The following is a 13,042-nucleotide window of genomic DNA, read 5'->3' as shown; positions in this document are numbered from 1 at the left end:
CCTATTCCTGATCGGACTTGCGGCGGGTGAACAGCCGCAGGGGGGTTCCCTCGAAGCTGAAGGCTCCCCGGATCTTGTTCTCCAAGAACCTCTCGTACGAGAAGTGCATCAGTTCCGGATCGTTCACGAAAACAAGAAGCGTCGGCGGCTTGACCGATACTTGGGTCACGTAATTGATCCGGAGCCGGCGCCCCTTGTCCGTAGGAGGCGGAGTGACGGCCACCGCGTCCGCCACGATATCGTTCAGCAGATGGGTCGGCACGCGCATCGCGTGCTGCTCGGCCACCCGGTCGATAACGGGGAACAGCTTGTTCAGCCGTTGCTTCGTCTTCGCCGACAAGAACACGATCGGTGCATACGACATGAACAGGAAATGGTCGCGAATCGTATTCGTGAAGTTCTGCATCGTCTTGTCGTCCTTCTCGACGACGTCCCACTTGTTCACGACGATGACGGAAGCCTTGCCCAGCTCGTGGGCGTAGCCGGCGATATGTTTGTCCTGCTCGATAATGCCTTCCTCGCCGTTGATGACGATCAAGGCGACGTCGGCCCTCTCGATCGCCTTCATCGAACGCATGACGCTGTACTTCTCCGTCGTCTCGTACACCTTGCCGCGCTTGCGCATGCCCGCCGTATCGATAAGCACGTACCGCTGGCCGTCCTTCTCGAACGGCGTGTCGATCGCGTCGCGCGTCGTGCCCGCGATCTCGCTGACGATGACGCGCTCCTCGCCCAGAATGGCGTTGACGAGCGACGACTTGCCCACGTTCGGCCTTCCGATCAAGGCGACCTTGATCACGTCTTCGTCGTATTCCTGGTCTTCCGTGACGGGCAGCTTCGCGACGGCGGCGTCCAACAGATCCCCGATGCCGATGCCGTGGGAACCGGACAGCGCGACGGGGTCGCCGAAGCCGAGCGAATAAAATTCGTAAATATCGTCCATTCGTTGAAGATTATCGACTTTGTTGACGCCGACCACGACCGGTTTGCCGGAACGGAACAGAATCTGCGCCACTTCCTCGTCCGCGTTCGTCAAGCCGGCCTTGGCGTCCACCATGAAGACGATGACGTCGGCTTCTTCGATGGCGAGCTCGGCCTGGGCGCGTACCAGCCGCAGCAGTCCGTCCTCTCCGTCGATCTCGATACCGCCCGTATCAATAACGCTAAACGCGATGCCGTTCCATTCGCCGGAGCCGTAGATGCGGTCGCGGGTGATTCCGGGTTTGTCTTCAACGATGGCCAGCCGGTCGCCGATAATCCGGTTGAAAATCGTAGACTTGCCCACGTTCGGCCGTCCTACGATGGCGATGACGGGTCTTGCCATACCTTCACTCCTCAATGGTCAACCATATTTGCTCACAATCTTCATCATAACAAAAATAGCTTCCGTTGGCTAACTCTAGTTGGCCGACGCCGAATCTCGATGCCGGACGGCGGCAGGCGGCCTCTGGGATCACGATCGCTCTTCGCCGCGCTTCCACCGTCCGTCTTCCGCCCGCCGCGGCAGCCAGGCGGCCGCCGTCGAGAGCGCCCGGACCGAAGCCGCCGTCAGCCACCAGCGATCCGTCCACTCGAAGCCCCCGAACCGAATCGGCCCTCCGGCAGGATCGCCCAGCATCGCGGCGGCCGTCTCGGACAAGGCGAGTCCGAGCGTCAGGGCGACGAACTGCTCGCCCGCTCCGCGGACGACGATCGCGGCGACGACGGACAGAATCGCCGACGTGCACCAGATCGGCTCCATCGTCATTAGCCCCGGCACGAACTCGGCGAGCTTGTCCAGGAACAAGGCGATGGACGCCAGCAGGATGCCCGCCGCGCAAGCCGCCAACCTCCCCGCGCCTTCGACCCGGAAGGCGATCGCCGCCGCGGCGGCTAGCGTGAACGCCGTGGCGCCGTGAACAAGCGCCCCTTGTCCGAGCCAGCTTGCCGGGATCGTGGCGCGAACGCAGAGCCCCCAGCCGATCAGGAAGAGAGTGATAAGCGAGCCCGGAATCCCGTCCGCCATCTCCCTTCTCCAACCGCTCCACCAGAGAATGACCGCCGTCATCCAGACGACGGCGGATACGTAACCCGCCGGCATTCGACTCCCCCCTCTATCGCGCGCCCTTAGTATTCGCCGCGCGGCTGCCTTAGCATGCTTGAAGGTCCTCGGGATGGGAGCGAAGGAGGAGAAAAAAAAGAAAACCCCGGGACCGTAATCCCGGGGCGTGTCGAAATCTCGATTACTTGAACTTGCTCAGCTTGTCGCCGAACTTCTCGCCGAGCGTGAAGCTCATGGATTCCGCGGGAGGAAGGTTGGTCTCTTCCTTCGGTCCGCGGTTGCCGCGAGGAGCGCGCTCGCGTTCTTCGCGGGGAGGAGCTTCCTCCGTCTCCTTGATGGAGAGGGAGACGCGCTTCTCGGCCGGGTTGAAGTCGAGGATCTTCGCCTTGACTTCTTGGCCTTCCTTCAGAACCTCGAACGGAGTTACGACATGGCGATGAGCGATCTGGGAGATGTGGACGAGTCCCTCGACGCCCGGAGCGATCTCGACGAACGCGCCGAAGCTGACGAGGCGCTTGACGACGCCGGTGACGATCTCGCCGGTGTGGAATTGGCCGGCTGCCGTCTCCCACGGGCCCGGTTGAGCGGCCTTGATGCTCAGGCTGATCTTGCCGATCGAAGGATCGACCTTCAGCACTTTAACCTTTACTTGCTGGCCTTCGGATACGACGTCGGCCGGGTGGGCGACGTGCGTCCAGGCGATCTCGGATACGTGCACGAGGCCGTCGATGCCGCCGATATCGACGAAGGCGCCGAACGGAGTCAGGCGTTGAACGGTTCCTTCGATGATTTGGCCCGGCTCGAGCGAAGCCATGATCTTCTGCTTCTGCTCTTCGTACTCGGCTTCGAGAACTTCCTTCTGGGACAGGATGACCTTGTTGTTCTCGCGGTCGATCTCCTTGATCTTGACGCGGAGCGTGCGGCCCTTGTAGCCCGAGAAGTCTTCGACGAAGTGGCGTTCCACCATCGAAGCCGGGATGAAGCCGCGAACGCCTACGTCGGCGACGAGGCCGCCCTTGACGACGTCGGCGACGGTCACTTCGAACGCTTCGCCGTTATCGTACTTCGCTTGCAGATCGTCCCAGGCGCGGGCGCTGTCGATCTGGCGCTTGGAGAGAACGAGGCTCTCCTTCTCGTCGTTGATGCTGACGACCTTCGCTTCGACCTCTTGGCCGATTTGAACGGCGTCCGACGCGTTGTCCAGATTGACGGAGGACAATTCGCGCAGCGGAATGACTCCATCGTATTTATATCCAAGGCTTACGAATGCTTGGTTGTCCTCGATTTTGACGATCGTTCCTTTGACCGTATCGCCCTTCTTCAAGGATACGACGTTCTCCAACGCATCCTGGCTGACCGTCTCGGCGGCAGCCGCTTCCTGGACTTTGATTTCTTCAGACATGAAAATACCTCCTCAGTTCTACCCCAACTTTATTTAAACCCGCATCGATAGCGGCGTTTAAATCACACGGAACGGTGATAAACCAAATAATACCTGTAGTATGATGGTAATGCGCGCGAATCATGCACGGCGCGGGCGAATCATTCGGCCGGCCGGCCGGTTCGGATCATCTCGCGAATCCGGGACATCATCAGCTCGGTCGCCGCCTCGTAATCCTCGGCTCCCTTGACCAGATAGGGGCTCAAGTCGAGCGGGGCCCCGTAGACGGCCATCATCTTGCGGAAGGGACGGTAATCCCCCACGAGAGCGACCGGCACGACGGCGGCTCCGGAACGGGCGGCCATGCTGATCGCGCCTCGCTTGCCCATCGCGACTCCGTCGATTCTCTCTCCCTTGCGGGTTCCTTCCGGGAAGATGCCCATGACCTTGCCCTCTTCGAGAATCGAGAGCGCCGTCCGGATCGCTTCCTTGCTGACGCCTCCGCGCTTGACGGGGAAGGCGCCGAGAGCCCGGATGAACGGGCCGAACAACGGAATGCCGAACAGCTCCTGCTTCGCCATGTAATGCACCTTGCGGGGCACGGCGATGCCGAGGGTCATCGGGTCGATCAAGCTCTTGTGATTGCTGCTGAGGACGACGGGCCCGTCGAGCGGAATATGGGAGACTCCTCTCGCTTCGAACCGGTAGACGACCTTGAACAGGACTCTAAGCAGAAGCCGACAGAACCGATACAACATAGTCTACTTCTCCCCCGCCGAAATGGTTCTTGATGCCGCCCGTCCCCATTCGACGATCTCGTCCACGATCTGCTCGATCGTCCGTCCCGTCGAATCGATGAACTTGGCATCCGGCGCGCGAAGAAGCGGAGCGATCTCCCGCTCCTGGTCCATTCGGTCCCGCTCGGCGATATCGCGCTCCAGCTGCTTCAGGGTGATGTTCGCTTGATCTCCCATCTCCTTGAATCTGCGGAGGGCGCGCTCTCGGGGAGTAGCCGTCAAGAAGACCTTCAGTTCGGCGTCGGGAAGCACGTGGGTCCCGATGTCCCGCCCGTCCATGACGACTCCCTTGGCCTTGGCCATGCGCCTCTGGGCTTCGGCCATCTTCGTCCGCACGGCTTCGTATGTAGCCACCCGCGAGACGTTGCGGTTCACCTCGATGGTCCGTATGCGCGACGTAACGTCCGTTCCGTCCGCCAACACCCTCTGACCTTCGTCCCCGGGCAACAGGACGACGTCCAGGTTCTCGGCCAATCGACCGACGGCTTCCTCATCGTCCGGAGGAATGCCGCGTTCCAGCGCAACCGCGGTCACGGCCCTGTACATGGCGCCGGTATCCACGTATATATACTGAAGCGCGTTCGCGACCAGCCGGGCCACGGTACTCTTCCCCGCGCCCGCGGGCCCGTCGATCGCTATGTTGATCGGATGCCTCGAATGCGAATTCATCGAAAGTGCAAGCTCCTCCTAGTCGACTGCCCCATGACCGGCTTCTTCGGCGTCGTCCGACGGCGAATCGGCTTCGCGTTGACGATTCAGACAAGAATCGGCGGGGATCTGCTGCTCTCCGAACCGTTTAAAGAAAACGCAGGCAAGCTATGCCTGCATGCGAATGAGCAAATTATACCACACCCCACCCGCAGATGCAAAAAAGCGGAACCGGCTTCGTTCCGTCATTCCGAACGGTAGCGGGTTCCTTCTCCGTGGACGGCCGGGGTCAGCAGCGACCTCGCCGCAGGATAGTGCAGCGCCAGCTGCGCCAGAACGAGCAGCGCCGCGAGAACGGCGATCCCCTTCCGGATCCAGCTCTCGGCGGCGGCGAACCATTCGGCCGCCCGCCTGTTCCGATCGCGATCGTTCATGTTCATCAGTCCTTGCGAAAATCGAGTTGTCGTTCGAAGCAATACCGGATGACCTTCTGCTGATCGACGTCGGAGATGTCGTCGAACTTCATCATGACGATATAATGATTCGGCTCGGCTTCCTTCACCCGAACGACCTCGGCCGCGAATTGCGCGTGCTCGATGCTGCCCGAGCGGTACGGTATGAGCAGCCAGCACATCAGCTTCAGCCCCGGGTTGATCGGCCACTTCCTCTCGCAGCGGAACGAGACTCCTCCCCCGCCGACGTCCTCCGTCAAGGCGACGAAGCGAAGCTTGTCCCCGATGCGGACGGCGATCTCGAGCTGCGCCTCCACCCGCAGGAAGCTTCTTCTCTGCTCGCGCGCGATCTCCTCGGCGGCCGGCTTGCGGACTTCGATCAGCGACATCGCTTCTTCCTTGCGGAAGCCGGTCACCGTCGTCGAGAATTGATGCTTGACGCCTTCGGCCGTATAGTATGTAACCCGAAATTCCTCGCCGGCCCGGGCCCGATGGTACCTTCCGGACTTCTCGTCCAGCGGGATCTCGAGGTATAGGGAAGTCGCGTTCATGTCCGCGACGCGCGAACGAAGCGTTGCCGCGTGCTCTTGTCCCGCGTCCTGAGAAGCTTGAATAAACATCGTCTGGTTAACTTTGGGAAGCACCCTGAACCCTCCAAGAGGCGGCATATTCGGCACGTATCCGCCGTACTTCCCGATTATACCATGACGCAAGGCCCAGAACACTCCTCCGCTTCGAAAAAAATAGCCGCCCTCCGCTCGAATGGCGCGTCGGGCAGCCGACTTTTTTCGAGTTATTTCAACAATGCCCTCGCCGTCTCCGGAATCTTCTCGACCGTCTCTTCCAGCCCCGTGTCGGCGTTGATGTAAATCCGGTACTTGCCGCCGTTCACCCCTCCGGTGAATTCATGGCACAAGACGGGCTTGTTCTGCTCGTTCTCGATGACGGCCAAGCTGTAATTCTGCACCTTGAATTCGGGATGGAGCGCCTTCTGGGCCTTCTCCTTCGCGATCTTGGGGCTGCCGGCCGCGGGCGTCTTGGGAGCGAACACGTGGTCGGACGCCTGCAGGCCGACCGCTTCCCCGTTGTCGAGCGCGACGCGCACCGTCACCTTGTCCGGATAGATCCGGACGTTGTCCTTCAGCGCGACGTAAGTGAAGACGGCCACGTGGTCGTACTCGTCGTAAGTGACGGGCGTCATGTCCTTGTACCCGTGTCGGACGAGGAATTGGGTCGCCTTGTTCTTCGCCTCGGCGAAGTCGAGCTTGCGCGCCTTCACGTCGCGGGCGTTCATGTACCAGAGAAGCTGTCCGCCCTTGCGGGTGTAGTTGAGCTGGATGTTCTCCCCGTTCGCTCCCGCGACCGTGGCCGTGTAGCCCGGCATGTCCGTGTTCTTGCCGTTCTCGGATACGTGCACGTTATGCCCCGTACCGGAGTGGACCGTCGTGCCGATGAAGGCGAGCGCCGCCCTTCCGATCTCGTCGGGAGTCGCGTCGCGGCCGGACAGCACGTGCACCGAACGGCGGCGCTTGGTCGACATCGCCGACGGACCCCAATCGTTCTCCGGATAAGAGGAGATTTTCTTGTCCACGGCTTTGAATCCGTCGATGATCGTATTGTTGTGAGGCTCGTCCTTGCCCGCCATCGCCACTTCGACGTCCATCCACCGCAGATGATCGGACAGCACCGCGTTCTGGATTTTCCCCAGATCCCGATTGATGTCCGTCGCCTTGGCGTACAGCGACTTCATCGTCTTGAGCTCGTCCTGAGAGAGAGGCTCCTTGGTCAGATCCCGCACGGACGTGTTGTAGGCGAAGTCCGCGATCCGCGACAGGAAGTCCCCGGCCTTGTTGAATGGAAGCATGGCGAGAGGCAATTGGTTGATCTCGTTCTGCGCTTCGCCCGTCAGTCTCCATACTTTGACGAGGCCCTTGCGTTGCATTCCGTGCGATACCGACGAGACGGCGAGCGTCTGCCCCAGCTCGTCCTGCAGACGGCCCATATGATTCGTCAGATCGTGGAATGCCCGCTGGTACTGGTTCTCCGCCTTGATCAGAATCGCGTTCTTCTCCTGATGCTCCTGATAGCCCCATAGAATGGACCCGACAAACAGCAACGTTGCGATCGGAAACAGCACCGCGCTCAGACGCTTATACATGAAAAGCCGACCCCTTTCATTCCCAGACTGCCGTTCGGCGTTATTGTGGGAATTCGAGGCCGACTTTATTCACGCCCGTTCTTCTTCGATATCGAAATCTTCCGCGTTGCTGCACAGGCACATCTTGAACCCGGTATCGACTCTTCCCCGCTCCCTGCGGCCTCGCAGCACGAACTTCTCGCCGCAGCGGTTGCACCGGATCGTCACCTTCACCCGAGGCGCCGACATCGCTTACCCTCCCATGTACGCGCGGAGACGGACTCCGCCTTGTCGTCTATATTCGGAAGTATGGACGGGTTCGCTACGATTTAACCTCTTCCTCCCGCTTGATCAAGCGAAAGGGGGAGACCGAGTTGGCCCGGTTGACGCTCCGGATGCCCCGCAGCCACAGGATAAACATGAACGGCACCATGATCCACAGCCAACGGGACGGCACGGTCTTCATGATGAAGTCGAAGAGGCCGTGGGCGGCCACCGGCAGCAGCAGAGAGAGGACCAGATGAAGCTTGATCTGCTTCCCGGACGAGAACTTGGCCCGTCCCATGGAATAGCCCATGAACACGCCGAACAGCGCGTGGCCCGACACGGGAAGCAGCGCCCGGACGAGCAGCATGCCAAAGGTGACCGGCTCGGTGAAGGCGTACAGCACGTTCTCCAGCGTGGCGAACCCGAGCGACACCGCCGTCGCGTAGACGATGCCGTCGTACGGCTCGTCGAATTCGGTATGATTGTATATGATGTGGAACAGCACGAACCACTTGATGAATTCCTCGACGCCCTCCGAGACGATGAAGGAGAACGCGAACGGCGATTCCCCGAGCCACAAGAGGAGAGCTCTCTGGACGATCATGACGGGCAGCACGGTCAACGCCCCGGTCAAGAACAGCTTGATGACGATGGGGAGCGGCTCCGCGTCGTAGCGGTCTTTCCAATAGAAGTAAGCGAGCAGCGCGATCCCCGGCGCGATGGCCGCGGCCAGCATCGAGAAGAGAAGCACCTAGCGTTCTCCCTCCTTTCCTGAACCCATTATACATCCTTCGGCGGCGAAGGACACCCGGTTGGAAGCAAGTTCCTCGATTCTTCCATGAACAAAAAGCGAACATTCCGCGGTAAACGTCGTCCGTTCAGCGCAAAATGTCCGCTTCTTATTAAACCGGTATCGGCCAACCCCACAGACAAGAGAACGCGTTCGTTCATGCGATAATCCTTCCGGCGATCAAGCGAAATGCTCGGCGAGCACCTTGACGGCGTTGGAGGCGATGACCAGCTGCCCGTACTCCTCCAGAACGGCGGGAGTGACGGACGTCGCTTCGCCGTATTCGGCGAGCACCGCGATCAGCGCGTTGTACCCCGCGGTCTCGAGACCGGCGGGATCGAAGCAGAGAACCCACTGATTCTGGTAGCGGTACATGCGTCCTTCTTCCGTCAAGTGATGATTCAGCGTCTTGGCGGCCCCGATGGCGTCTTCGATGTCCCGGAAACGATATATAATGGCTTCGCTCTGCTCGAGCGTAACTTCCATCTCGTAAACTTCTTCCTCGAGCTCTTCCTCGGACGACGATTCGACATCCCGGTCCAGCTTCCCTCGCGTGACGATGACGACCATCCCCTGGGCGGGCATCGCGAACACTTCGACCGCCAGCGGGCCCGAAGCGTCGAACCCGAGCTCGTTGTAAGCTTGGTCCATCATTTCGCTGAACAATTCGTGGACTTTGGGAATCTCCCGCCACATGTCTTCCTTCTGGATCCCGCGTTCCGACAAATCGTCAAAAGTAAGGAAAATCCTAATCTTGTCCTGGCTAAGCCGCTCCATCCTCATGACAGGATCCTCCTTCTGCGCACGATGGGTGATAACAGCGTATGACGCGGCATATAATGTGTGATTGATTTCTGCTTTGACAACATGTTATCACTTCTTCCTATGAAATGCACTAGGGAAAACCCACGAAAAGCAAAAAAACGGCGCCTGGTTGCCCCTCGGGGAGCATTCCAAGCGCCGTCCGGCCATCATGCGGCGTCCGCCGCGGCTCGCCGTCAAATTCGGTGCTGCCCGTTCTGGTCGAGAATCTCGTTCACCTGCTGCTGGACTTCGGAGTCCTGCGAGGCCAGATGGGCGATCTCGTCCAGACCGCCGCTCTTCGCGGCGTCCGAAGCGTTGTTCCTGCGGGACGCGGAGGCGTCACCGCCCGAAGAGCTTCGGCTTCCGCCGAACCGCATGTTCAGCATCTTCCCGATCGCGTCTTCCTTCATGCCGCCCATCCGGCTCCGCATCTGCTGGCCGACGCTTCCCGCCATGGCGGACAAGCGGCCGTTCCTTTGCATGACCATGACCAGCGCGGCTCCGGCCAATCCGCCCAATACGAATGTTCCGATCTTCATTCCGTGCACCTCCTGTAGCCTTCAGGCCCCCGTCTTCCGGGTCCGACAATGTCTAGTGTGGCTCGGTTCCGACGGCTCATTCCCCCTCAAAATAAGGAAGAGTCCCCAGTGCCGCGACGAAGGGGATATGCTAAAATCGGAGGTGCTCGGGCGACGACACGGCTCGCCCAAGCCCCAATTCCCCCTACGAGAAGGAGCTTGCTTCCATGAACCGCTTGGCTTCTGCCGCCGCCGTACCCGTCTTGCTCCTGTCCTTGGCCGCCTTGCCCGCTTGCGGCGGATTCGAGCCGTCAGCCTCCTCCGGAGGCTCCGCTCCTTCCGCTTCCGCTTCCGCATCGGCCAAGGCTGCGCCGCCCTCCGGCCAAGCCTCCGGCTCTCCGGCGGAGTCCGCTTCCGCGGCTCCCGCATCGGCAGCCCCGCCGGCATCGCCGTCCGGGTCGTCCCCGTCCTCCGAGAACGAGGCGCCGGAGAAGACGTATAAGATGAACAAGAACTACGACATCGTGCCGATCGACAAGGAGAAGACGCCTTCCAAGGTCGTTCTGCTGACCTTCGACGACGGCCCGAAGTCCGAAGAGACGCTGAAGCCGATTCTCGACGCGCTGGACAAGCACCATGCCAAAGCGATCTTCTTCGTCAACGGCTACCGCGTCAAGGAGCATCCCGAACTGCTGAAGGAGATCGACGCCCGCGGCCAGACGATCGGCAACCACTCCTGGGACCATATCAAGCTCGGCCGGGAGAAGGCCGAGACGATCCGCAAGCAGATCGGCGACGTGCAGGACATCGTCAAGGAGACGACGGGCAAGACGCCGGCCTTCTTCCGGCCGCCCCACGCGTCCGGCAACGCGGACGCCCGCGCGATCGCCAAGGAGTACGGCCTGCTGTATATGACGTGGTCCAACGGCTCTCTCGATTGGGAGATGAGCGGGACGAAGATCAAAGACAAGACGTCGGCCATCGTGAAGAACGTAACCGGCCAGCTTCACTCCGGAAGCAATATTCTGATGCACGAGCTTCCGTGGACGGGCGAAGCGCTGGATCCCCTCTTGACCGAGCTCGAGAAAAGAGGCTATTCCTTCGTCGACCCGGCTCTCGTCGACGCCGGGAGCTGAAGGCCGCGTTCGCCCGGTACGCCGGAGCCCGAAGACTATTGCTGATTGCCCCACCAGAACAGGCCGGATACCAGCGCCGCGAACAGAACGACCAGCGCGCGGTAAAACCAACGGCTCCAATTCCGGCGGCTCGAAGGATGGACGGATGCCCGCGGGGGCATCCCCGTCTCCGGAATGCCGGACGACTCCGCCGCCTTGGCGATGGCCGCTTCCAGCTCCTCCAGCGTCCGCGGAGCGTCCGGCTCCGCGTCCTCTCCTTCCGGTTCCTCGAACGCGTGCCGCTTCGCTTCCATGAAGCGATCCCACACCGAGGAACGGTCTTCCTCTTTCATGCTTGCGATTCCCTCCGTAAACGGATAATGAGTCCCATGACGAGATCGAACAGGAAATGGGCGACGACCGGCGCCCAGATCGTATCGGTCCAAATATAGATCCAGCCGAACGCGTAGCTGATGGCGAACACCAGGCCGGTCGGAATCCAGTGCCGCAAGTAGCGCACGTGGATGGCGGCGAACACGATGCTCGTCCAATAGGGGCCGATGGCGTGCTGGATCGCGCCCCGGAAGAGAAGCTCCTCGCAGACGCTGACGACGAGGCAGATGAGGGCGATGTGCCAGATCGGCCGCGTCTTGAAGATCCTCTCGTTCACTCCGCCGTCCTCCATCGCCTCTTCCGGCACCCACCGGGAGATCGCGAGGTCGAACAAGACGACCAGCGCGGCCAATCCGACGGCATATCCGAGAAAACCGGGGCTATCGGGCATTTCGAACAAAGAAATGGGGTTTCTCCCCTGTAAAATCACCCACAATAAACCGATAATGAATGTAATAAGCTGCGTGAAATACAGATTGACGAGCAGCAGGCGGTCGTTCATGTCTTCCAGCGTCAGCTTGCGCAACCTGAGCTTGCGAATGTCGAATTTTCTCATGTTCCCCCTGCGCTTCGATCACTTTAATATTGTTGAGATGTTCCATTATTCACTATACTAGACCTAACAAATCGACCGTAAAGAGGAGTCTATGATGGAAAAACGTCTAACTCGCATTGATCTCATGTTCGCTCTTGGTTTTCTCTTCATGCTCATCGTTGCGGTAGGAGCCTTCTTCTACGGAGTCAAAGTCGGAACGTCCCAGGCCGAAGCCAGGCAGGAGAAGGACGCCCCGACGGAATCCGCCTCTCCCGCCGCGGCCGTCGCATACCAGCTGCAAGACCTCGTATCCTTCTATCATACCGTATTTTTGCCTTATCGTGAATTCATGTCCGATTGGCAGGCCGCCCAGCAGAAGTGGCTCGCCGACGATTCGATCGACCGCTCCTCTTCTCTGAAGGAGCTGGCCAAGGCCGCGACGGGCAAATACGCATCGGTCAAAGTGGCCTATACGAATCCCGTCTCTCCGCTTCTGAAGGAAGCGCAGGACCAATACCTGAAGAGCTTGAAGCTGTACGCCTCCGCGTTCTCGGAGAACGTCGCGTCGGCGAACGAGGGCACGGCCGGCATCGCCTTGAACAAGATTCGGGGGGACGCCTACTACAAGGAAGGCTTGAAGAACGGCCTGTCGGCCCAGCGGAGCTATTACGATTCGATGGTCAAGTGGGCCTCCTCCGTCGACATGGACATTCCGTTCGATTCCGATTACAAGACGACGATCGGCTTGACGCAGTGGAAGATTCTCCCTCTCGTGGCGAAGAACGAGCTGACGGCCCGCTACCTGCAGGAGCAATCGCTGATGAGCGACTTCCTGCCGCACGACCTGACCGCTCGAATCGACAGCTTCATCGCCTCCGGCCAAGCCGAGAAGATGAAGCTGAAGACGATGGGCTCCATCGCCGAGCTGCTCACCCGGACGGACGCGGTCCGAAGCGGGGATTTCCTCAGCTTGAAGAATCGCTTCTACGCGAAGCAGCTGCTTCCGCAGCTTCCCTTTTTCTCGCCGGACAAGTAAAAGAGGCGAATCCGTCGGATCCGGCGACGTATTGTCGCTTTTTGACCATTGATTTGCCTGTCCCCTTGCTATAAAATAGTAAAGGTTATTGAAGCGCAGGATCAGACAGGACGATCTTTCGGCGTCAT

General features: G+C 60.1%; 17 protein-coding genes. 2 read left to right on the top strand and 15 right to left on the bottom strand.

Annotated features, from left to right (window positions below):
* Position 1: 1 nt before the first annotated feature.
* The 13 genes from der to H7B90_RS33310 form a co-directional block, all read right to left on the bottom strand.
* Positions 2-1,324, bottom strand: a complete 1,323-nt coding sequence (der, locus tag H7B90_RS01915) for a ribosome biogenesis GTPase Der (RefSeq protein ID WP_185134179.1) — start codon at positions 1,322-1,324, stop codon at positions 2-4.
* Between the two features lie 129 nt (positions 1,325-1,453).
* Positions 1,454-2,080, bottom strand: a complete 627-nt coding sequence (locus H7B90_RS01910; RefSeq protein ID WP_185134178.1) for a hypothetical protein — start codon at positions 2,078-2,080, stop codon at positions 1,454-1,456.
* Positions 2,081-2,222: 142 nt separating this feature from the next.
* A complete protein-coding gene (gene rpsA, locus H7B90_RS01905; protein ID WP_185134177.1) occupies positions 2,223-3,443 on the bottom strand; it encodes a 30S ribosomal protein S1 in 1,221 nt (406 codons plus the stop codon).
* A gap of 140 nt (positions 3,444-3,583) precedes the next feature.
* Positions 3,584-4,180, bottom strand: coding sequence for a lysophospholipid acyltransferase family protein (locus H7B90_RS01900; protein ID WP_185134176.1), 597 nt, complete (start codon positions 4,178-4,180; stop codon positions 3,584-3,586).
* Between the two features lie 3 nt (positions 4,181-4,183).
* A complete protein-coding gene (gene cmk / locus H7B90_RS01895; protein ID WP_185134175.1) occupies positions 4,184-4,888 on the bottom strand; it encodes a (d)CMP kinase in 705 nt (234 codons plus the stop codon).
* Between the two features lie 224 nt (positions 4,889-5,112).
* On the bottom strand, positions 5,113-5,301 hold the full coding sequence (locus H7B90_RS01890) for a hypothetical protein (protein WP_185134174.1): 189 nt from the start codon (positions 5,299-5,301) through the stop codon (positions 5,113-5,115).
* A gap of 5 nt (positions 5,302-5,306) precedes the next feature.
* A complete protein-coding gene (locus tag H7B90_RS01885; protein ID WP_185134173.1) occupies positions 5,307-5,963 on the bottom strand; it encodes a flagellar brake protein in 657 nt (218 codons plus the stop codon).
* Positions 5,964-6,112: 149 nt separating this feature from the next.
* Positions 6,113-7,477: a germination protein YpeB gene (ypeB, locus tag H7B90_RS01880; RefSeq protein ID WP_185134172.1), complete on the bottom strand. Its 1,365-nt coding sequence runs from the start codon at positions 7,475-7,477 to the stop codon at positions 6,113-6,115.
* 69 nt (positions 7,478-7,546) lie between these two features.
* Positions 7,547-7,705: a hypothetical protein gene (locus H7B90_RS01875; RefSeq protein ID WP_185134171.1), complete on the bottom strand. Its 159-nt coding sequence runs from the start codon at positions 7,703-7,705 to the stop codon at positions 7,547-7,549.
* A 73-nt stretch (positions 7,706-7,778) separates the two neighbouring features.
* Positions 7,779-8,474: a glutamic-type intramembrane protease PrsW gene (prsW, locus tag H7B90_RS01870; protein WP_185134170.1), complete on the bottom strand. Its 696-nt coding sequence runs from the start codon at positions 8,472-8,474 to the stop codon at positions 7,779-7,781.
* A gap of 219 nt (positions 8,475-8,693) precedes the next feature.
* Positions 8,694-9,296 carry a genetic competence negative regulator gene (locus H7B90_RS01865; RefSeq protein ID WP_185134169.1) on the bottom strand — a complete coding sequence of 201 codons (603 nt, stop codon included), beginning with the start codon at positions 9,294-9,296 and terminating at the stop codon, positions 8,694-8,696.
* A gap of 215 nt (positions 9,297-9,511) precedes the next feature.
* A complete protein-coding gene (locus H7B90_RS01860; RefSeq protein WP_185134168.1) occupies positions 9,512-9,856 on the bottom strand; it encodes a hypothetical protein in 345 nt (114 codons plus the stop codon).
* Positions 9,857-10,040: 184 nt separating this feature from the next.
* Positions 10,041-10,346: a hypothetical protein gene (locus tag H7B90_RS33310; protein ID WP_306421750.1), complete on the bottom strand. Its 306-nt coding sequence runs from the start codon at positions 10,344-10,346 to the stop codon at positions 10,041-10,043.
* Here H7B90_RS33310 and H7B90_RS01855 point away from each other — a divergent pair.
* On the top strand, positions 10,339-10,971 hold the full coding sequence (locus H7B90_RS01855; protein WP_306421751.1) for a polysaccharide deacetylase family protein: 633 nt from the start codon (positions 10,339-10,341) through the stop codon (positions 10,969-10,971). The genes H7B90_RS33310 and H7B90_RS01855 overlap by 8 nt on opposite strands.
* A gap of 35 nt (positions 10,972-11,006) precedes the next feature.
* On the opposite strand, the gene H7B90_RS01850 is transcribed toward H7B90_RS01855, so the two are convergent.
* Together H7B90_RS01850 and H7B90_RS01845 are read right to left on the bottom strand one after the other, a co-directional pair.
* The gene (locus tag H7B90_RS01850) at positions 11,007-11,303 is read right to left on the bottom strand and encodes a hypothetical protein (RefSeq protein ID WP_185134166.1); all 297 of its coding nucleotides are present in this window, start codon (positions 11,301-11,303) and stop codon (positions 11,007-11,009) included.
* Positions 11,300-11,899, bottom strand: a complete 600-nt coding sequence (locus tag H7B90_RS01845; RefSeq protein WP_185134165.1) for a type II CAAX endopeptidase family protein — start codon at positions 11,897-11,899, stop codon at positions 11,300-11,302. Before H7B90_RS01845 ends, H7B90_RS01850 begins: the two co-directional genes overlap by 4 nt.
* A gap of 94 nt (positions 11,900-11,993) precedes the next feature.
* On the opposite strand from H7B90_RS01845, the gene H7B90_RS01840 reads away from it, so the two are divergent.
* The gene (locus H7B90_RS01840) at positions 11,994-12,914 is read left to right on the top strand and encodes a hypothetical protein (RefSeq protein WP_185134164.1); all 921 of its coding nucleotides are present in this window, start codon (positions 11,994-11,996) and stop codon (positions 12,912-12,914) included.
* Positions 12,915-13,042: the final 128 nt, after the last annotated feature.

Origin of the sequence: Cohnella xylanilytica (assembly GCF_014212175.1) — a bacterium.
Lineage (GTDB): Bacteria > Bacillota > Bacilli > Paenibacillales > Paenibacillaceae > Cohnella > Cohnella xylanilytica.
Note: the sequence above shows the minus strand (reverse complement) of the source record. Positions and strands in the feature narration are given on the sequence as shown.